An 18,722-nucleotide genomic window follows, 5' to 3' on the forward strand; every position below is an offset into this window, starting at 1 on the left:
CAAGCCTGGCGCGGAGATCGATCTCGTTCTTAGGCTGAGCGGCGTTCGGAGTCGTGGAGAGGAAAGGGGCGGCCGATGGCGATCGATCCGAGGGCGGACGACCTGGAGCGGTTGATGACCGAGGACCCCGGTGGGCCGGTGGTCATGCTCAACCTCTTGAGGTTCGCTCCGGACGGGCAGGCGTCGTACCAGGAGTACGCGCGCAGCACGGCCCCCTTCCTGAAGCGCTACGGCGGTGAGGTGCTGTACGCCGGGCAGGGGTCCACCGCCCTGGTCGCCGAGGCCGGGCAGGCATGGGACGCCGTCCTGCTCGTGCGTTATCCGAGCCGGGAGGCGTTCATCCGGATGGTCGCCGACCCCGAGTACCGCAAGGTGACGGCGCTGCGCAGGCAGGCACTCACCGAAGCCGTCCTCCAGGCCACCGAGCCGTGGCTCAGCCAGTCGCCCGCACCGGACGCCGACCCTGGAAACGATCCGCGGGCTTGAGGAGTCTCCGGGGAACCCGGCCGCACGGGTCACCGGACGCCGATCAGCGTTGGCTGCGGCGCTTGCGACGGCTCATCCCGAACGGCGCTTGGACAGCACGACCAGGCCGAGCCATGACCCCACAAGGGTCCCGAGAAGGGCGTTTCCGATCACACCGGTCCCGCTGACGGCTCCCCAGAGCACCCCCACCGTTCCACCGACCAGCAGGCCGACCAGTCCACCGTTCACCGGAACACCTCCGCCGATCGCCGATCCCGATGATCGTCCATCCCGCGCACCCGGAGGACAACGCCTCCGGCTCGCCGAGGGTGTCCGAGAACGGTGGGACTCGTGTCGGCGCCGCTTACGCGATGCCGGTCCACCTGCGCGAACGTCTCGCTCGGCGAGTCGGCCGTACGGAAGGCCGGGCGCTCCCAGGGCGGGTGGCCGTTTGTGGGCGGTTGACGGGCGGCGGGGCGGGTGCTGGCGTGGAGGCATGGGAGAGCGGGTTGCTGATGAGCTGGTGGCGCGGGCGTTGCGGGAGAGTGCGGGGCGTGCCGGAGAGAACCGGTTCCTGGAACTGCTGGAGGCCGGTGCGGTGCCGGCCGAACGGTTGAGACGGCTGGCCGGGGAGGAGTACCGGATCGTCAGCAGTGATCGGCGCAGCTTCGCGCTGCTGGGCGCCCGGTTCGCGGACGGGGCCGCCGGGGAGATGTTCCTGTCGCTGGCGGCGGGCGAGGGGCAGGCGCTGGGGCTGCTGAGGGAGTTCGCGGCGGCGCTCGGGATGGGGGACGAGGAACTGCGCGGGTACGAGCCGCATCCGTTCGCGCAGGCGTACCCGGCATTCCTGGCCCAGCGGGCCGCGTTCGGGACGAGCAGCGAGGTGGCGCTGGCGATGCTGGCCAACCTGGAGGAGTGGGGGGCGTACTGCGGCCGGGCGGCCGTGGCGCTGCGCGAGCGGTACGGGCTCACAGAGGAGGCGGTGGGGTTCTTCACCTTCTTCGCCCAGGCGCCGCCCGGGTTCGCCGAGCAGGCGACCGAGGTGATCGCCGCCGGGCTGGCGGCGGGCGAGGACCCGGACGAGGCGCTGCTGGCGGCCCGCCTGCTGCACACCTACGAGACCGCGTTCTGGGACAGCCTCGCCGAAGGCCTCGACGATGTTGAAGCCTAGAGAAAAGGCTCGACGATGTTGAAGCCTAGAGAAAAGGCTCGACGATGTTGAAGCCTAGAGAAAAGGCTCGGCGAGGTCGGAGCCTAGAGAAAAGGCTCGGCGGCTGACGTTCGGGGGCTGAGGCTCAGGGGCTGACGGCCAGGAAGAGGAAGCCGGCGAACAGGACCAGGTGGACGCCGCTCTGCAGCAGGGTGGCGCGGCCGGGCACCACGGTGAGGGTGGTCACGGCGACGGTGAGCGCCAGCAGGACCATGTGGGTGGCGCCCAGGCCCAGGGTCAGCGGGCCGGACAGCCAGATCGAGGCGATGGCGATGGCGGGGATGGTCAGGCCGATGCTGGCCATCGCCGAGCCCAGGGCGAGATTGAAGCTGGTCTGCAGCCGGTCCCGGCGGGCGGCGCGGACCGCGGCGAGGGTCTCCGGCAGCAGCACCAGCAGGGCGATGACGACGCCGACGACCGCCGGCGGCAGCCCGGCTTCGATGACCACCTTCTCTATGATCGGCGACTCGACCTTGGCCAGCCCGACGACGGCGATGAGGGCGATCAGCAGCATGCCGAGGCTGATCAGGGCGCGGCGGGCGGTGGGGGCGGCGGCGTGCTCCTCGGCCTCGATGACCGTGCCGCTGGAGTTGACCGGCAGGAAGTAGTCGCGGTGCCGCACCGTCTGGGTGAGCACGAACAGGCCGTACAGGATGAGCGAGGCGACCGCGGCGAAGGCGAGTTGGGCCGGGGAGAAGGACGGGCCCGGCTTGCTGGTGGTGAAGGTCGGCAGCACCAGGCTCAGGGTGGCCAGGGTGGTGACGGTCGCCAGCGCGCCGCCGCTGCCCTCGGCGTTGAACACCGCCACCCGGCGGCGGATCGTGGCGAACAGCAGGGACAGCCCGACGATCCCGTTGCAGGTGATCATCACCGCGGAGAACACGGTGTCGCGGGCCAGCGTGGCGGCCTTGTCGCCGCCGGAGATCATCAGGCTGACGATCAGCGCCACCTCGATGACCGTGACGGCCACCGCCAGGACCAGCGATCCGAACGGCTCGCCCACCCGGTGGGCCACCACCTCGGCATGGTGCACCGCGGCGAGCACCGATCCGGCCAGGAACAGCGCGACGAGCACGGCGAGCGCGGTGGGCGGTGTCCGCCCCCAGGACAGCGCCAGAGCCAGCACGGCAAGTAGTGGAACGGCAACGGACCAGGAAACAGCGGGCAAACGGCGCATCGAGATCATTCTAGGCGATATGTTCGGATGCTTCGTACGAACGGACCGGACGGTCGGCTTTCCCTGACGCCGAGTTCCCAATACATTACTGTGCGTGATCAATGGAGGTGTGGGGCGTCCGTCCGAGACGTCCCCGCGAAGCGGTGGCAGACGTCTGCTCACCCGCCGCACGTTCCTGTTCGGCGCGGCGACCGCCGCGGCGGTGACGGGGATCTGCGGCAGGACGTCCCGGCCGGGGGCGGACGACGGACGGCCGAACGTCCTGCTGGTCGTCACCGACGACCAGCCGCTCGGCACCGAGTGGGCGACCCCGGCCCTCCGCGAGCTGGTCGGCGGGCAGGGCGTGACGTTCACCCGCGCGTACGCCACGACGCCGCTGTGCGCGCCGTCCCGCGCCTCGATCCTGTCCGGGCGGTACGCGCACAACCACGGCGTCCTGCAGAACGAACGGCCGCAGAGACTGGACCAGGGGACGGTCCTGCCGCGCTACCTGCGGGAGGCCGGCTACCGCACCGCGCTGTTCGGCAAGTACCTCAACGGCTGGAACGTCCACCAGGCCCCGCCGCACTTCGACGAGTACGCCCTCATGCAGCCACCGAAGTACGGCAGCGCCATGTGGAACGTCAACGGGACGGTGAGCAGCCAGTCCGCCTACAGCACATCCTTGATCAGGGACCATGCCGTGGAGTTCCTGCGGCGTCAGAGGCGGAGCGAACGCCCCTGGTTCCTGTACGTCTCCCCCTATGCGCCGCATAAGCCGTTCACCCCGGAGCAGGGGTACGCGGGCCTGGCCGTTCCCGAGTGGAACGGCAACCCCGCCGTGGCCGAGACCGACAAGAGGGACAAGCCCGAGTACGTCCAGCAGGCCGACACCACCCTCGGCGAGGGCCGGGAGATCCGCGCGGGACAGCTGCGCACGCTGCGCTCGGTGGACGACCTGTTCCGGGCGTTGCGGGCCGAACTCCTCGCCCAGGGGCAGCTGGACGACACGCTCATCATCGTGATCAGCGACAACGGCTACTGCTGGGCGGACCACGGGTGGGGGGCCAAGAGCGTCCCGTACGGGCCGGCGGTACGGATCCCGCTGTACATGTCATGGCCCGCCGGGGGGATCGCCGGAGGCGGCGTCGACGACCGTCTGGTGGCGAACATCGACATCGCCCCCACGATCCTGGACGCCGTGGACGTCAGGCACGGCGGCCCGCTGAGCGGACGGGGCGGCCTGCTGGACGGCGGGCTGGACGGCCGGTCGCTGCTACGTCCGCAGGTGCGCGACCGGCTGCTGCTCGAATGGTGGCGGGCCGGTCCCCACCAGGCCAGACACAGCTGGGCGGCGACGGTCACGGCCGACTACCAGTACGTCGAGTACTACGACACCGTGCTGCACGGAGGCGTCCTGACCGGGACGGGCGCGATCCTGTACCGCGAGTACTACGACCTGCGCCGGGATCCGTACCAGCTCACCAACCTGCTCCACGACGCCACACCCGCCGTGATGGACCAGCTCGACACGACCTTCCTGTCCGCACGGCTGGCGGCGGACCGGAAGTCGGGGCACGGCGGCGGCGCGCCCTGGAGGACGGCTCAGGGAGTCGTGTCGCGGAACGTACGCCGGTAGGCCGACGGCGAGGTCTTCATGATCCGGGTGAAGTGGTGCCGGAAGGTGGCAGGGCTGCCGAAGCCGACGGCCGCGCCGACCTCCTCGACCGGCATCGACCCGGCCTCGAGCAGCGGCAGGCTGGCCATGACCCGCTGGACGACCACCCAGCGGAGCGGGCTGGTCCCGGTCTGGCGGCCGAAGTGCCGCAGGAACGTGCGGGGCGCCAGATGAGCCCGCCGGGCGAGGTCGGCCACCGTGATCGGCTCAGCGAGATGGTCCAGTGCCCAGGCCATGCTGCGGGCCACGGCGTCGTCCCGGGCGGGCTCGGCGACGGCGGCCTCCACGAACTGCGCCTGGCCGCCCTCCCGGTGCGGCGGGACGACCAGCCGCCGCGCCACCGCGTTGGCGACCCGGGCGCCGTGGTCCCGGCGGATCAGATGCAGGCACAGGTCGAGGCCCGCGGCGCTGCCCGCGCTGGTGAGGACGTCGCCGTCGTCCACGTACAGCACGTCGGGGTCGACCCGAACGCGCGGATACCGGCGTTGCAGCAGCTCGGCGTAGCGCCAGTGGGTGGTCGCCGTCCGCCCGTCCAGCAGCCCGGCCGCCGCCAGTGCGAACGCGCCGGAACAGATCGACACCACCCGTGCGCCGCGCCCGTGCGCCGTCCGCAACGCGCCGACCAGGGCCGGGGGCACCTCGGCCCGCACGTCCGGCACGGCCACCACCACGACCGTGTCGGCGGCGGCGAACTCCTCCAGCCCGTGTCCGGCGGTCAGCGCCAGCCCGCCGAAGGAGCGCATCATGCGGTCGGGCCGCTCGGCGCACACCCGCAGCTCGTACCAGGGAACGCGCAGCTCGGGCCGGGGCAGGCCGAAGATCTCCGCTACCGAGCCCAGCTCGAACGGTGACATGCCGTCGAAGGCGAGCACCGCGACGACATGCGGCCTGACCGGCGGGGGAACGGCGGAACGACCGGCCGGCCGAAGGCTTGCGGCCATGGCGCGATCTTAGCGACGAGGGGCGTTCACGCCACTGTTCCGGTGCCGGCCGCACGGGCGAACATCGACGCGACAGCACCGTCCAGAGGGAGAACCCGCATGTCAGAGGCCATCGCCCCGTCCACCGAACCTTCCGCCGGGCAGTCCGGGGCGGTGGCCTCCGGGTCCGGCTCACCCATCGGGTCCGGCTCGCCCGCCCCGCTCGCTCCGGCCGCCGGGTTCGCCTCGGCCGTCACCGCCGCTCCCGCGGCCTCCCCCGCCGAGGCGGTGGCGCACTTCACGGCCCGGCTGGCGTTCGAGACGGACGTCTCCGACGTGGCGGCCGACCTCGCCGCGGGCGTTCCCGGCGTCGTGGTGGTGGACACCCGCGACGGCCGTGGCTGGGACCAGGGGCATGTGCTGGGCGCCGTGCACATCCCCACCCGGGACATCGCGGCGCGGGCGCCGGACCTGATCGGCCGGGACGTGACCGTCGTCGTGCACTGCTGGGGGCCGGGGTGCAACGGTGCGACGAAGGCCGCGCTGGAGTTCGCCCGGCTCGGCTACGCGGTCAAGGAGATGATCGGCGGGTTCGAGTACTGGGCACGTGAGGGACTGCCCGTCCAGACCGGTTCGGGAGAGGTCGTCCGGCACGCTCCGGACCCCCTCACCGGGCCCGTTGTCGGCGCGGCGTGCGCCTGCTGAACGGGGCCTGTGACGCACCACCCACGAAGATTCCCGACGACTGGGGCATATCGCGGTACAGGAGCAACGTTAGACTTGGTGAATCACTCTTATGACGCCCAGCGCGTCAGGCTCGTCCTTGTAGCCCACAGCCTCTGATCGTGGTGCCTTCTCGAGACGTGCCCCCCTCTGGAAGGTAACGCGTGACAGTTGCTCATGCTCCGGGTTCAACCCCGGAGAACACGGCCGTGCCCACGTTCGCCGAGCTCGGCCTGCCGGATGCCCTCGTCGCCGCGCTGGCGCGGCAGGGGATCGACAGCCCGTTCCCCATCCAGGCGGCGGCCATCCCCGACGTCCTGGCCGGACGGGACGTCCTCGGCCGGGGCAAGACCGGCTCCGGCAAGACACTGGCGTTCGGGCTGCCGCTGCTGACCCGGGTCGCCGGTCAACGGGCACAGTCCCGGCGCCCCCGCGCACTGATCCTGGTCCCCACCCGCGAACTGGCCCAGCAGGTGCAGACCAACCTGGAGCCGCTGGGCCGCGCCGTCGGGCTGCGGTTCAAGACCGTCATCGGCCAGACCTCGATGTTCAAGCAGATCGACGCGCTGCGCCGTGGGGTCGAGGTGCTGGTGGCCACCCCCGGCCGGCTCAAGGACCTGATGCGCCAGGGCGCCTGCGACCTCGGCGACGTCGAGGTCGTGGTGCTGGACGAGGCCGACCACATGGCCGACATGGGCTTCCTGCCCGACGTCACCGACATCCTCGACGCGGTCCGGCCCGGCGGCCAGCGGCTGCTGTTCTCGGCGACCCTGGACAAGGACGTGGACGTCCTGGTCAAGCGGTACCTGAACGACCCGGTGACGCATGCGATCGGCCCGGTGGACGAGCCGGTGGCCACCATGGACCACCATCTGCTGCTGATCGCGCCGCGCGACAAGAGCGCGATCACCGCCGAGATCGCCAACCGCGAGGGCCGCACCATCCTGTTCGCCCGCACCAAGCACGGCGTGGACCGGCTGGCCAAGCAGCTCGCCCAGGTCGGCGTACGGGCCGGCGCGCTGCACGGCGGCAAGAGCCAGGGCCTGCGCACCCGCACGCTGGCCGAGTTCCGCGAGGGCTCGATCAGCGTCCTGGTCGCCACCGACGTCGCCGCGCGCGGCATCCATGTCGACGACGTCAGCCTGGTGCTGCACATCGACCCGCCGGCCGACCACAAGGACTACATGCACCGCGCCGGCCGCACCGCCCGCGCCGGCGAGCGCGGCACGGTCGTCACCCTGGTGCTCCCCCACCAGGTGCGCGCCACCGCCGCGATGACCCGCCGGGCCGGTGTCGAGGCGTCCCGCACCAAGGTCGCCACCGGCGACGAGACCCTCGTCCGGCTGACCGGGGCGCGCCCGCCGAGCGGCATCCCCATCACCGAGCCGATCATCCCGGAGGCCCCGCGCCGCTCCCGCAACGGCCGCCCCGGGGGACGTCCCGGCGGCCGTGGACGGCGGGACGTCCGCCGCGGCGAGGGCCACGACGGGGACCGGTCGGGCAGTGAGGGCCGCCGCGACCGTTCGGCCTCGTACGGCGACGACCGTTCGGCGTCCCATGGCGGTGACCGCCGCGACCGTCCCCACAGTGACCGCCGCCGCCCCTTCAACGGAGAGCGTGGCGCCGACCGTCCCCACGGCGGACGGGGAGGCGCGCGCGGCAAGCACCGCGACGGCGGCCGCCCGGCCCGCCAGAGCTGATCCGTTCGCTCCCCGGCGGCCCGTACCCGGCCGCCGGGGAGCACGCCGGACCCACCGCAGACCTCCGGGGCGGCGGCCCTGCCTCGCCCGTCCAGGGGAACGGGGTCAGCCGGCCGCCTCTTCGGTGAGGTCTTCCTGCGCTCGGAGCCTGTCCTGTTCGCGGAGCTTGTCCTGGAGGATCTGCAGGCCCGCCAGGCCCTCGGTGGACAGCTTGGCCAGCTCGTCCAGGGAGACCAGGGGGGAGCGGGAGCGCATCGGGGGCAGCCAGCCCTCGTCCGGGTCGTGACGGCGGATGACCTTGGCGGGGACCCCGCCGATGACGCAGTGGTCGGGGAACTCGCCGCGCACCACCGCGCCGCCGGCGACCGCCACGTTCCGGCCGAGCCGGGTGCCGGGCAGGATGATCGCGCCGGTGCCGATCCAGCAGCCGTCCCCGATCACCACCGGGTTGTTCTCCGGCCACTGCCGGCCGATCGGCATGTCCAGGTCGCCGTAGCTGTGGTTCTGGTCGGTGATGTAGACGTTCGGACCGGTGAAGACGTCGTTGCCGATCTCGATGGACTGGTGGCCCACGATGTGGGTGCCGCGCCCCAGCGAGCAACTGCTGCCGATCCTGACCACCAGGTCCGGGCCCAGATCCAGGCCGGGAACGAAGCCCGCCGAGATCGTGACGTGGGTGCCGATCAGGGTGTGGTCGCCGATGGAGATCCACGGCTCGCCGTAGATGGCGCCCGAGGGGAACCCGATGCAGGCGCCTTCGCCGAGGTAGGCGAAACGGTGTCGGCCGGGCGTGGACGGCGTGATCTCACCCTGCCGTTGAACCCATTCCCAGCCGCGGTGCACGGCCGTGTGGAGGCAACGCCGAGCCCGCGTGGCCAGAACGTGTTTCAGCGACATGCGCCACACGTTACCGGGTGGTAAGCGTGGTACGGAAAGGGCCGCCGGGCACGAACGGGCACGAATGGGCCGCGGACGCGAAAGGGCCCGCCCTCCGTCGGGCGGGCCCCTCGCGGGTCACCGTGCGCCGCTACTGGGCGGAGATCCCCCCGTTGCCGACAGGGGCGTGTTCCGGCGTCTGCTCGGGCAGGGAGTGCGAACTCCGTCGGGCGGCCGCCGCTCCGGCCAGCCCCAGCGCCGCGACCGCCCCCAGCATCGCCAGGGCGGCGTTGCGGGTCCGGGGCGTCCGCTTCGGGGGCTCGATCCGGTGGGCGGTGCCGGTCAGGAACGAGGACACCCTGGGGGCCAGGTCGTGCTCGACGTAACCGGCCGCCCGTTCCAGCTGCGGGGCGCTCCAGCTGCGGGCGTCCATCACGCGTTCGGTGGCGTAGACACGCGAGCGCTGTGCCGCGGGGCCGAGCCGGTCGGCCGCGGTCAGCGCGCCCTGTCTGGCCACCTCCTGCATGTGACGCAGCCGCGAGGTGTCGATCGAGACCTGGGGCCTGCGACGAACTGATATCAAAGGGGACACGTTAACCTCCCTATTTGCGAGGTCCTGTCAGCACCCTTCCCTCAGGGCGCAAGGTAAACCCCGTTCGTGGGAGGATGCGATCACGCATTGTGAGGCAGATACCGGCCCGCACTCTGGGTAGGAACGGGCCGGCCGGAACCAGATTCCGGCCGGACGGACGCGGCGCGGCCGGCGACCCCGGCGCTCCCGCCCGCGTACCCGATCATGACCGGCGGGCACCGACATCGAAGGAGGCGGCCTTCCATGGCTGAGGAACTCATCGCGACCATGAACACCACCCTGGGGCCGATCGTGCTGCGGCTCTTCCCCGAGCAGTCGCCCAAGACGGTGCAGAACTTCGTGGGCCTGGCGGAGGGTTCGCGGCAGTGGACCGACCCGCGCACCGGCCGGCCGTCCAACGAGCCGCTCTACAACGGGACGATCTTCCACCGGGTGATCGACGGTTTCATGATCCAGGGCGGTGACCCGCTGGGCACCGGCACCGGCGGCCCCGGCTACAAGTTCGAGGACGAGTTCGCCTCGGGGCTGGCGTTCGACCGGCCGTACCTGCTGGCCATGGCCAACGCCGGGGCCAACACCAACGGCTCGCAGTTCTTCATCACGCTGTCGGTGGAGCAGACCGCGCACCTGACCGGCGGGCACACCATCTTCGGTGAGGTGATCTCGGGCACCGACGTGGTCGACCGGATCGCCAAGGTTCCCACCGGTCCGCGGAACCGCCCTGTTCAGGACATTACGATCGAGTCGGTGACGATCGAGCGTCGCCAGTCGTAGTCAAGGGTGTGAACCTCTCCAGCGCGTTCGCGCCCCGGCCAGGAGCGTGAACGATGAACGCACAAGCCCCCGGGGCGCCCACCGAGGCGCCGACCTGCTACCGCCATCCGGACCGGGAGACCTACGTCCGGTGCACCCGGTGCGACCGGTACATCTGCCCGGACTGCATGCGGGACGCCGCCGTGGGTCACCAGTGTGTGGAGTGCGTGCGGGAGGGCAACCGGACGGTGCGGCAGCCGCGGACCGTCTTCGGCGGCCAGGTGTCGGCGACCCCGGTGATCACCTACACCCTGATCGCGCTGAACGTGCTGGCCTACGTCGCGCAGATCTCCCGGCCGCGCCTGGTGGGCGAGTTCATGATGGTGGGGGTGTTCACCGACCGGTTCGGCTTCGTGCATCCCGGCGGGGTGGCCGACGGTGAGTGGTACCGGCTGATCACCGCGGCCTTCCTGCACTCGCCGCCCGATGGCGGGTCCTTCGGCATCACCCACATCCTGTTCAACATGTGGGCGTTGTGGGTGATCGGCCCGCAACTGGAACGGGTGCTGGGCCACTGGCGCTTCATCACGCTGTACCTGCTGTCGGCGCTCGGCGGATCGGTGCTGCTGTACCTGGTCGATCCGGCGGGTGCCGCGGTCGGCGCGTCCGGGGCGATCTTCGGGTTGTTCGGCGCGTTCTTCGTGATCGCCAAGCGGATGAACGCCCCGGCCGGGGGCATCGTGTTCCTGCTGGTCCTCAACCTGGTGATCACGTTCACCGTGCCGGGGATCTCCTGGGAGGGCCATGTGGGCGGCCTGCTGGTCGGCGGTGCCCTGGCCGCCGCCTACGCCTACGTCCCGGCCGCCCGGGAGCAGGACGGGCGCCGGACCGTCCTGCACGCGGCGGCCGGCGCGGCCATGCTGGTACTGCTGGTCGCGCTGGTGGTGGTCAAGACGTCGCAACTGGCCGGGATGACCGCCCTGTGACCCGCCTCGCGGAGGCCGACCTCCGCGAGGTGCCGGTCCCAGGGCAGCACTGTGGGACCGGGCAGGGTGATGCCCGGTCCGTCCACATCCTGTGGATAACTTTCGTGGATTAGCGCGGCTGGATCATGGGTAACCCCGCGGCGCTCCCGCTCGGGGACGCCGTCAGCGCCAGCGGGTGGAGAGCACGACGCCCAGGATGATGGCGCCGAACCCGATGCCCAGGTTCCAGTTCCCCAGGTCGGTCATCACCGGAACGTTCGTGCCGGTGCTCGCCGTCACGTAGAAGGTGGCGATCCAGGCCAGTCCCGCCAGCCACAGGGTGAGCATGGTCGGCACCAGCCAGCGCGGGCTGACCTCGACCTTCTGTGACTTCTGCGGCGGCGTGTAGACGGCCTTCTTGCGCACTTTCGACTTGGCCACGGTGGCTCGTTCTCCTCGGGCGGACGGCGGGCGGCGCGACGATCCGCGCATGGCTGGTTTGTCGGCTAGCGTAGTCGCTGGTGAGCAGCGTACGACCTGACGGCCGGTGGAGCGAGACCACGCGGCGGAACGCGCGTGGGCGAGCATTATTACAGCCCCGCCCTTTGCGAGAGTACTCTGTCCGCCGCCGGCGCCGGTAGCGTGCCGAGCGGTCATGGCCTGGACGTAGCCGGAACGAGGACGGAACACTGCGAGCCATCATCCGCGGCCTCGGCGAGCTGTGCATCACCGCCGGCCTGATCCTGCTGTTGTTCATGACGTACGAGTTGTGGGGCACCGGCCGCTACACCAAGGAGCAGCAGAGCCGGCTCAACGACGCGCTCCTCAAATCCTGGAACGCGCCCGCCCACCAGGTCACCACCGAGAGGGTCAAGCTCGGTGACGGCCTGGCGCTGATCCGCATCCCCCGCCTCGGGAAGGAGTACCGCTACGTGGTCGTCGAAGGCGTCAAGCCCGCCGACCTGCGCAAGGGCCCCGGCCACTACCCGGGCAGCGCGCTGCCGGGCCAGATCGGCAACTTCGTGGTCTCCGGCCACCGCACCACCTACTCCGCCCCGTTCAACCAGATCGACAGGCTGCGCGACGGCGACCGCATCCTCATCGACACCCGCCGCACCCAGTACGTCTACAAGGTCACCGGCCGGCGCGTCGTCAAGCCGAACGCGGTCGAGGTGACCGCCCCCGTCCCGTTCCACCCCGGCCGCCGGCCCACCGAGCCGCTGATCACCCTCACCACCTGCCACCCCAAGTACTCGGCCGCCAAGCGCCTCATCATCTTCGGTGAACTGGCCGAGGAGCGCCCCCGCCGGCTCACCACCGCCTCCGGCAGGTGACCCGCCCGGCAACGCGGCGGGCACGAAAGCCACCGGCGGAGGAGCGCCCGCGTCGGGCCGTCGGCTCCAGCGGTGGGTAGTCTCCTCGACAGGGCGGTGTGCGCGAAGGCCGTCGGTGGCCGACCGGTGCGGTGGGGTGGGCGAGGGAGGGCCGATGTACGGATGGATCTGGCGGCGACTGCCTGGGCAGGGCCTGGTCAAGGTGCTGGTCGCGGTGGGACTGGTGGCCGCCATCGTGTTGTTGTTGTGGTACGCCGTTTTTCCCTGGGCCGAGTCGAAGATCCAGTTCGACCAGAACACGGTCGAGCACGGCGGCGCACCCGCCCCCGCCGGAACGTCCGGCCCCGACCACCACTGAGGATCCCGATGGCCGTCCACGTGCTCGTCGTGGACAACCACGACAGCTTCGTGTTCAACATCGTGCAGTACCTGCTCGAACTGGGCGCCGACTGCACGGTCAAGGACCGCTCGGACGTGACGCCGGGCGACGCCGCCGGCGTGGACGGCGTGCTGCTGAGCCCCGGGCCGGGGCATCCCGCCGACAGCGGCGTCTGCCTCGACCTGGTACACGAGGCCGAACGGCGGCGCCTGCCCCTGCTGGGCGTGTGCCTGGGCCACCAGATCATCGCCCACGTGTACGGGGCCAAGGTGTCCCGGGCGCCCGAACTCGTCCACGGCTACACCAGCCTCGTCGGCCACGGCGGCGAGGGAGTCCTGGCGGGCCTGCCCGACCCGTTCCCGGCCACCCGCTACCACTCGCTGGCCGTGGAGCCCGCCGGCTTTCCGCAGGCCCTGGAGGTCACGGCGCGCACCCCGGACGGCGTCATCATGGGGCTGCGCCACCGCGACCGGCCCATCGAGGGCGTCCAGTTCCATCCGGAGTCCGTCCTGTCCGAGGGCGGTCACCGGCTGTTCGGCAACTGGCTCGCCACCTGCGATCCGGCGACCCGAGAGCCCTCCCGCCCCGCACCGCGGGGACCTTCGGAAAATTTCGGTGGAGAGTTGTAACAACCGGGCGGTGAGACGCGAATCACTCAATGAGGGCTTCCGCCATTGCCCCCGAGTGGCGGAAGCCCTCCTTCATGCCCGCCCCATGCGCCCCGACCTGCCGCCATCCGGCATCCGGCAGGACGTGGAGACGAGACGGCCCCCGCACGACGAGACCCCGGCCGTCATCGAGACGGCCGGGGTCCGGCGGAAACGAAAGGCTCAGTCCTCCCGGTGGTTGCCCGGCAGGCCCGGACCACCCGGACCGGGGTCGCCCGGGTCACCCGGGTCGCCGCCGTCGCCGTTCTGCACCACGTGGATGATCACCGTGGTGCCCGGCCGGACCTGCTGACCGGCCTGCAGGCTCTGCCGGACGACCGTGCCCACCTGCTGGTCCGGGGACTGCTGCGGCACCGTGACGACCTGCGCCTGCAGCCCGGCCTCGCGCAGGGTCGCGACGGCGTCGGACTCGGTCTGGCCCACCACGTTCGGCACGGTGGACGCCTCCGGGCCGGACGAGACGATCATGACCACCGTGGAGTTCTGGGGGGCCTGCTGACCGCCCCGCGGGTTGGTCTGGATGACCATGCCCTTCTCCACGTTGGAGGAGGCCATGGTGCGCTGGCTGACCTTGAAGCCCGCCCCCTCCAGGGCCTGCTTGGCCGCGGCGGCGGGCTGGCCGCTCACGTCGGGGACCTGGACCTGCTCCGGCGGCTGCTCGCCCTTGGAGACGGTCAGCGTGACCTCGGTGCCGCGCTCGACAGAGTCACCGGCTGAGGGGTTGGTGCTGATCACCCGGCCCTCGGCGACCTCCTCGCTGAACTCCTCCTCCACCGAGCCGACCTTGAGCCCGGCCTTGCGCAATTCGTCCTCGGCGTCGCTTCGGCGCTTGCCCTCGACATCGGGCACCTTGACCGCCTGGACGGACGCCGACGGGCTGCTGCCCGGGTCGTCCCCCCCACCGCCGGACATGGCGTAACCGATGACCGCGGCACCGCCGATGAACAGCAGCACCACCAGCGCCCAGATGGCGATCTTCCTGCCGTTGCCATTGGGGCGCTCGGGGTCCTCGTAGTCCACCGGGGGCAGGTCGTAGCCGGTGTTGACCGGCCGCTGCATCCGGGTGTGCGGCGGCATCCCGCCGGGGCCGCCGTGACCGCCGGGCACCGGGCTCATCACCTGGGTGCCCTGTGGGGCGGCGCCGCCCATCACCATGGTGGACGCCGCGTTCGCCGCCACCGGCATGCCCTGCATGGCCCGCTGGATGTCGGCGCGGAACTCCGCCGCGCTCTGGTAGCGGTGGTTGGCGTCCTTGGCCATCGCCTTCAGGACGATGTTGTCGCACCACTGCGGGATGTCCGGATCCACCTGGGACGGCGGGATCGGCTCCTCCCGGACGTGCTGGTAGGCGATCGCCACCGGGGAGTCGCCGGTGAACGGCGGACGGCCGGTCAGCAGTTCGTACAGCACGCAGCCGGTGGAGTACAGGTCGCTGCGGGCGTCCACCCGCTCGCCGCGCGCCTGCTCCGGCGACAGGTACTGGGCCGTGCCGATGACCTGGGCGGTCTGCGTCATGGTGGCGGCCGAGTCGGCCATCGCCCGGGCGATGCCGAAGTCCATCACCTTGACCTCGTGACCGCGGGTCAGCATCACGTTGGCCGGCTTGATGTCCCGGTGGATGATCCCGCCGCGGTGGCTGTAGTCCAGCGCCCGCAGGATCCCGTCGGTGATCTCCAGCGCCCGTTCGGGGACCAGCCGGCCGCCCTCGCGGAGCAGGTCGCGCAGGGTGTGCCCCTCGACGTACTCCATCACGATGTACGGGATGGAGGTGTCGCCGATCTGGTCCTCGCCGGTGTCGTACACGGCGATCACCGACGGGTGGTTCAGCGAGGCGGCCGACTGGGCCTCACGGCTGAACCGGGCCTGGAAGATCGGGTCGCGGGCCAGGTCGGAGCGGAGGGTCTTGACCGCGACGATCCGATCCAGCCGCCGGTCCTTGGCACGGTAGACCTCGGCCATGCCGCCGCGCCCGACGACGCCATCGAGCTCGTAACGGCCACCGAGCAGCCGAGGCTGAGTCATGTCGAATGCACTTTCCCTCGTACGTCTACACCTACTCCGAACCTGACTGCCCCTCGCCGGGGGACGAGCCGTCCGGTGGCGGGTCCACCGGCGAGGGGCTGGAGGTATTGCTTTCCGTCGGGGTCGGTGTCGGCTCTTCGGGGGGTGGACTGGGTCGTGTCGGGGAGGGGCTGAGCCTCCCCGTAGGAGACGCGCTGGGCGTCGGAGTCGTTGACGCGGTGGAGTTGTGGACGTCCGGCCTCCGGCTCGGCCACGACGGCGGACCCGTCATGCCCGCCGGCGATGGTACCCGTGAAGGAACCGGCGATTGCGACTCGGGTACTGCGGCGGGGGCCTGGTCCCTGGTCTTCTTGTAGTCGGCCGAGGCCGAGTCCGAACCCCGCCAGATCGTGCCGGCGGCGACGACCCCGAGCAGCAACACCCCGGTGGCCACCGAGGCGATCACCAGCACCGTGCGCCGTTGCAGCGATGCCTTCACTCCCGCGAGAGTATCCGGAGATCCCGCAGCCGCAACAGAAGCCGTGGATCTCGTTCCCGCGAGAGCGGCCGCGGATTCCGCTCCTGCGAGCGAACCCTCGGCCCTCCCTCCTGCGAGAGATGCCCTGGACCTCGCTCCCGCGAGAGGTGCTTCGGGCTTCACTTCCGCGAGCGAGTCCCAGGGCTTTGCACTCGCGAGAGAGTCCCAGGGCTTTGCACTCGCGAGCGAGTCCCAGGGCTTTGCACTCGCGAGAGTATCCGGGGCACCGTCGCCGTCCAACTCGGATCGGCCGGCGGATGCGCCGTTCCGCCGCCACGCTCCCGTACCGAACCCGCCGACGACGGTCGGGGCCGGCTCGCCCGGGCGCCCCCCGGGCCCGGTGTCGTGCCCGCCGCCCGGCGGGTCCTCGAAGACGTCGTCGAACAGGTCGTCGCCGAACGAGTACCCGGACGAGGCCGCGAACGGGTCGTCGAACGAGCCGGTCACCGGCTCGCCCGCCAGCAGCGCGTCGTGGATCATGTACGCCTCGTCCGCGACGGCCTGCGCGTCGCCGGGCCGCTCCTGCGGATCCTTGGCCAGCAGGGCGCGCACCAGGGCGCGCACCGCGTCCGGCACCTCGGCGGACAGCTCCGGCGGTGCCTCCCGGACGTGCTTGAGGGCGATGGCCACCGGCTGCTCGGCGTCGAACGGCGGCCGCCCGGTCAGGCACTCGAACGCCACCACGCCGAGGGAGTACAGGTCGGTGGCGAAGGTGATCGGCTGGCCCGACGCCTGCTCGGGGGAGACGTAGTGGGCGGTGCCCATCACCATGCCGGTCTGGGTGAGAGTGCTCACATTCAGCCCGCGGGCGATGCCGAAGTCGGTGATCTTCACCGTGCCCTCGGCGGTCACCATCAGGTTGCCGGGCTTGACGTCGCGGTGGATGATCCCGGCCGTGTGGGCGACCTGCAGCGCCCGTGCGGCCTGGGCCACCACGTCCAGGGTGGCCTCGGGGGTGAGCCCGCCGGTGCGGGCCAGGATCCGCGACAGCGACTCCCCCGGCACCAGCTCCATCACCAGGTAGGCCCGGTCGTCGTGCTCGCCGTAGTCGTAGACCTGGGCGATGCCGCCGTGCTGTAGCGCCGCCGCGTACCGGGCCTCGGCCCGGAACCTGGCCCGCGCGTGCTCGTCGCCGACGTGCTCCTGGCGCAGCAGCTTGACCGCGACCGGGCGGTTGAGCAGCTCGTCGCTGCCCTCCCAGACCTCGCCCATGCCCCCGGTGGCCAGCCGCCGCAGCAGCCGGTACCGGGAGTCCAGGACGAGATCCGCGGAGGTCACTTCTTGAGCACCTCGCGCATGACGTTGACGGCGATCGGGGCCGCGGCCTCACCACCGGAGCCGATGCCCTGGGTGAACACCGCGAAGGCGTACCGCGGGTTCTGCGCCGGCGCGAAGCCGGCGAACCAGCGGTTGTTGTACTCGACGCCGTCGATGTCGGCGGTTCCGGTCTTGCCCGCCACGTCGCCGACGCCCTTGGCGGTGCCGGTGCTGGTCACCGCCCGCATCATGTCGGCCAGCTGGTCGGCCTGGCCGCCCGACAGCGGCTCGGCGAGCTGCTGCGGGTCGGCCTCCTCCAGCACGCTCTGGTCGGCCGCCCGCACCCGCTGCACCAGATAGGGCTTCATGATCCGGCCGTCGTTGGCGGCGGCGGCCGCGATCATCATGATGTGCAGGGGCGTGGCGTTGTTGTCGCCCTGGCCGATGGAGGCCAGCGCGGTCCTGGCGCCGTCGGCGTCCGGGAAGGCGCTCTGCACGCTCGACAGGTCGGGCTCGACCTTGATCCGCTGGTCGTAGTGGAACTCCTTGGCGGTCTCGAGCACCTTGGCGGTGCCGAGCTCCTGGGCGCCGAGGATGCCGTAGGTGGTGTTGCACGACTCGGCGAAGGTGCTGATCAGCGGGGCCGTTCCGGCGCCGCCGCACGCGCCGCCCTCGTGGCTGTTGGGCAGCGAGGTGCGGGTACCGGGGAGCAGATAGGTGGACGGCGCGGGCACGGCGCTGTCCTTGGAGTACCCGTTCTCCAGCGCGGAGGCGGCGATCAGCGCCTTGAACGACGAGCCCGGCGAGAACGTGTCCTCCAGCACGTTGTTGATCAGCGGCTTGAGCCGCTTGTTGCGCTCGTTGACCTCGCCCTTGGAGTTGGGCTTGCCCTCCAGCTCGACGAGGCGCTCGCCGCCCTTGAGGCCGGTCTGCGGGGCGACGTCGGTCGGGTCGTAGGAGGGGTAGGTGGCCATCACCACGATCGCCCCGGTGCGGATGTCCATCACCACGACCGCGCCGCGCAGGTTCGGGTTGGCCCGGCGCAGCTCCTCGTAGGCCCGGCGCTGGGCGGCCGGCATGATGGTGGTCTCGACGTCGGCGCCCAGCGCCTTCTTGCCGATGAACTGGTCGAACCAGCGCTGGTTGGTGATCCGCTTGTCACGGCCGTCCAGCAGCGAGTTGTAGGCCCGCTCGATCCCGTTGGCCCCGCCGTTGAAGTACCCGGTGACCGGTGCGAAGACCTCGCCGTTCTTGTAGGTGCGGGCGTAGTTCTCGCTCTCCTTCGGCTTGGTGGAGGAGACCAGCACCTCGCCGCCCGCCAGGATCTTGCCGCGGGGGCGCTTGAACACGTCCAGGAACTGCCGGTTGTTCAGGTCGTGGGTCTGCAGCTTCTCGGCCTGGCTGCCCTGGATGTAGTTGACCTGCACCATCAGCGCGAAGATCAGCAGTAGGCCGAAGACGGTGACCCACCGCAGCGGCTTGTCCATGTTCATGCTCGCGAACCCCC

At 71.3% G+C, this 18,722-nt stretch carries 19 protein-coding genes; 10 read left to right on the forward strand and 9 right to left on the reverse strand.

The features are described 5' to 3' along the window. The first annotated feature begins 75 nt into the window (after positions 1–75). On the forward strand, positions 76–486 hold the full coding sequence (locus C4U03_RS23420; protein WP_103940070.1) for a DUF1330 domain-containing protein: 411 nt from the start codon (positions 76–78) through the stop codon (positions 484–486). Positions 487–558: 72 nt separating this feature from the next. On the opposite strand, the gene C4U03_RS40540 is transcribed toward C4U03_RS23420, so the two are convergent. Further along, positions 559–714, reverse strand: a complete 156-nt coding sequence (locus C4U03_RS40540; protein ID WP_160147070.1) for a hypothetical protein — start codon at positions 712–714, stop codon at positions 559–561. A 247-nt stretch (positions 715–961) separates the two neighbouring features. On the opposite strand from C4U03_RS40540, the gene C4U03_RS23425 reads away from it, so the two are divergent. After that, the gene (locus C4U03_RS23425) at positions 962–1,636 is read left to right on the forward strand and encodes a thiaminase II/PqqC family protein (protein ID WP_103940072.1); all 675 of its coding nucleotides are present in this window, start codon (positions 962–964) and stop codon (positions 1,634–1,636) included. A gap of 124 nt (positions 1,637–1,760) precedes the next feature. Here C4U03_RS23425 and C4U03_RS23430 read toward each other — a convergent pair whose 3' ends face one another. Further along, positions 1,761–2,801 (reverse strand): calcium:proton antiporter, encoded by a 1,041-nt coding sequence (locus C4U03_RS23430; protein ID WP_200827414.1) that lies wholly within the window; start codon positions 2,799–2,801, stop codon positions 1,761–1,763. Between the two features lie 145 nt (positions 2,802–2,946). Between C4U03_RS23430 and C4U03_RS23435 the strand changes: the two genes are divergently transcribed. Then, positions 2,947–4,470 carry a sulfatase family protein gene (locus C4U03_RS23435; protein WP_235018066.1) on the forward strand — a complete coding sequence of 508 codons (1,524 nt, stop codon included), beginning with the start codon at positions 2,947–2,949 and terminating at the stop codon, positions 4,468–4,470. Here C4U03_RS23435 and C4U03_RS23440 read toward each other — a convergent pair. Next, the gene (locus C4U03_RS23440) at positions 4,437–5,450 is read right to left on the reverse strand and encodes a helix-turn-helix domain-containing protein (protein WP_103940076.1); all 1,014 of its coding nucleotides are present in this window, start codon (positions 5,448–5,450) and stop codon (positions 4,437–4,439) included. The two genes, C4U03_RS23435 and C4U03_RS23440, sit on opposite strands and share 34 nt — an antisense overlap. A 99-nt stretch (positions 5,451–5,549) precedes the next feature. On the opposite strand from C4U03_RS23440, the gene C4U03_RS23445 reads away from it, so the two are divergent. Together C4U03_RS23445 and C4U03_RS23450 are read left to right on the forward strand one after the other, a co-directional pair. Continuing rightward, on the forward strand, positions 5,550–6,134 hold the full coding sequence (locus C4U03_RS23445) for a rhodanese-like domain-containing protein (RefSeq protein ID WP_103940078.1): 585 nt from the start codon (positions 5,550–5,552) through the stop codon (positions 6,132–6,134). Positions 6,135–6,361: 227 nt separating this feature from the next. Next, complete coding sequence (locus tag C4U03_RS23450) at positions 6,362–7,852, forward strand: DEAD/DEAH box helicase (protein WP_235018067.1); 1,491 nt, start codon at positions 6,362–6,364, stop codon at positions 7,850–7,852. Between the two features lie 105 nt (positions 7,853–7,957). On the opposite strand, the gene C4U03_RS23455 is transcribed toward C4U03_RS23450, so the two are convergent. Together C4U03_RS23455 and C4U03_RS23460 are read right to left on the reverse strand one after the other, a co-directional pair. Further along, positions 7,958–8,749 (reverse strand): acyltransferase, encoded by a 792-nt coding sequence (locus C4U03_RS23455; RefSeq protein ID WP_103940082.1) that lies wholly within the window; start codon positions 8,747–8,749, stop codon positions 7,958–7,960. A 130-nt stretch (positions 8,750–8,879) separates the two neighbouring features. After that, positions 8,880–9,311, reverse strand: a complete 432-nt coding sequence (locus C4U03_RS23460; RefSeq protein ID WP_146087489.1) for a hypothetical protein — start codon at positions 9,309–9,311, stop codon at positions 8,880–8,882. 252 nt (positions 9,312–9,563) lie between these two features. On the opposite strand from C4U03_RS23460, the gene C4U03_RS23465 reads away from it, so the two are divergent. Together C4U03_RS23465 and C4U03_RS23470 are read left to right on the forward strand one after the other, a co-directional pair. Beyond that, positions 9,564–10,094: a peptidylprolyl isomerase gene (locus tag C4U03_RS23465; RefSeq protein WP_103940086.1), complete on the forward strand. Its 531-nt coding sequence runs from the start codon at positions 9,564–9,566 to the stop codon at positions 10,092–10,094. Between the two features lie 53 nt (positions 10,095–10,147). After that, complete coding sequence (locus C4U03_RS23470) at positions 10,148–11,059, forward strand: rhomboid family intramembrane serine protease (RefSeq protein WP_103940088.1); 912 nt, start codon at positions 10,148–10,150, stop codon at positions 11,057–11,059. 162 nt (positions 11,060–11,221) lie between these two features. On the opposite strand, the gene C4U03_RS23475 is transcribed toward C4U03_RS23470, so the two are convergent. Next, positions 11,222–11,479 carry a cell division protein CrgA gene (locus C4U03_RS23475; protein ID WP_235018068.1) on the reverse strand — a complete coding sequence of 86 codons (258 nt, stop codon included), beginning with the start codon at positions 11,477–11,479 and terminating at the stop codon, positions 11,222–11,224. Positions 11,480–11,739: 260 nt separating this feature from the next. On the opposite strand from C4U03_RS23475, the gene C4U03_RS23480 reads away from it, so the two are divergent. From C4U03_RS23480 to C4U03_RS23490, 3 genes are all read left to right on the forward strand, one after another. Then, a complete protein-coding gene (locus tag C4U03_RS23480; RefSeq protein WP_268817532.1) occupies positions 11,740–12,372 on the forward strand; it encodes a class E sortase in 633 nt (210 codons plus the stop codon). Between the two features lie 154 nt (positions 12,373–12,526). Next, positions 12,527–12,730 (forward strand): hypothetical protein, encoded by a 204-nt coding sequence (locus tag C4U03_RS23485; protein WP_103940092.1) that lies wholly within the window; start codon positions 12,527–12,529, stop codon positions 12,728–12,730. 8 nt (positions 12,731–12,738) lie between these two features. After that, positions 12,739–13,380, forward strand: coding sequence for an anthranilate synthase component II (locus tag C4U03_RS23490; protein WP_103940094.1), 642 nt, complete (start codon positions 12,739–12,741; stop codon positions 13,378–13,380). Between the two features lie 201 nt (positions 13,381–13,581). Here C4U03_RS23490 and pknB read toward each other — a convergent pair whose 3' ends face one another. The 3 genes from pknB to C4U03_RS23505 are packed head-to-tail and all read right to left on the reverse strand — an operon-like array spanning position 13,582 to position 18,708. Further along, positions 13,582–15,441, reverse strand: coding sequence for a Stk1 family PASTA domain-containing Ser/Thr kinase (pknB, locus tag C4U03_RS23495; RefSeq protein WP_103940096.1), 1,860 nt, complete (start codon positions 15,439–15,441; stop codon positions 13,582–13,584). Positions 15,442–15,472: 31 nt separating this feature from the next. Beyond that, positions 15,473–17,236: a serine/threonine-protein kinase gene (locus C4U03_RS23500; protein WP_235018069.1), complete on the reverse strand. Its 1,764-nt coding sequence runs from the start codon at positions 17,234–17,236 to the stop codon at positions 15,473–15,475. After that, positions 17,233–18,708, reverse strand: a complete 1,476-nt coding sequence (locus C4U03_RS23505) for a penicillin-binding transpeptidase domain-containing protein (RefSeq protein WP_103940098.1) — start codon at positions 18,706–18,708, stop codon at positions 17,233–17,235. Before C4U03_RS23505 ends, C4U03_RS23500 begins: the two co-directional genes overlap by 4 nt. Between the last annotated feature and the right edge of the window lie 14 nt (positions 18,709–18,722).

Origin of the sequence: Thermomonospora echinospora, from assembly GCF_900108175.1 — a bacterium.
GTDB lineage: Bacteria > Actinomycetota > Actinomycetes > Streptosporangiales > Streptosporangiaceae > Thermomonospora > Thermomonospora echinospora.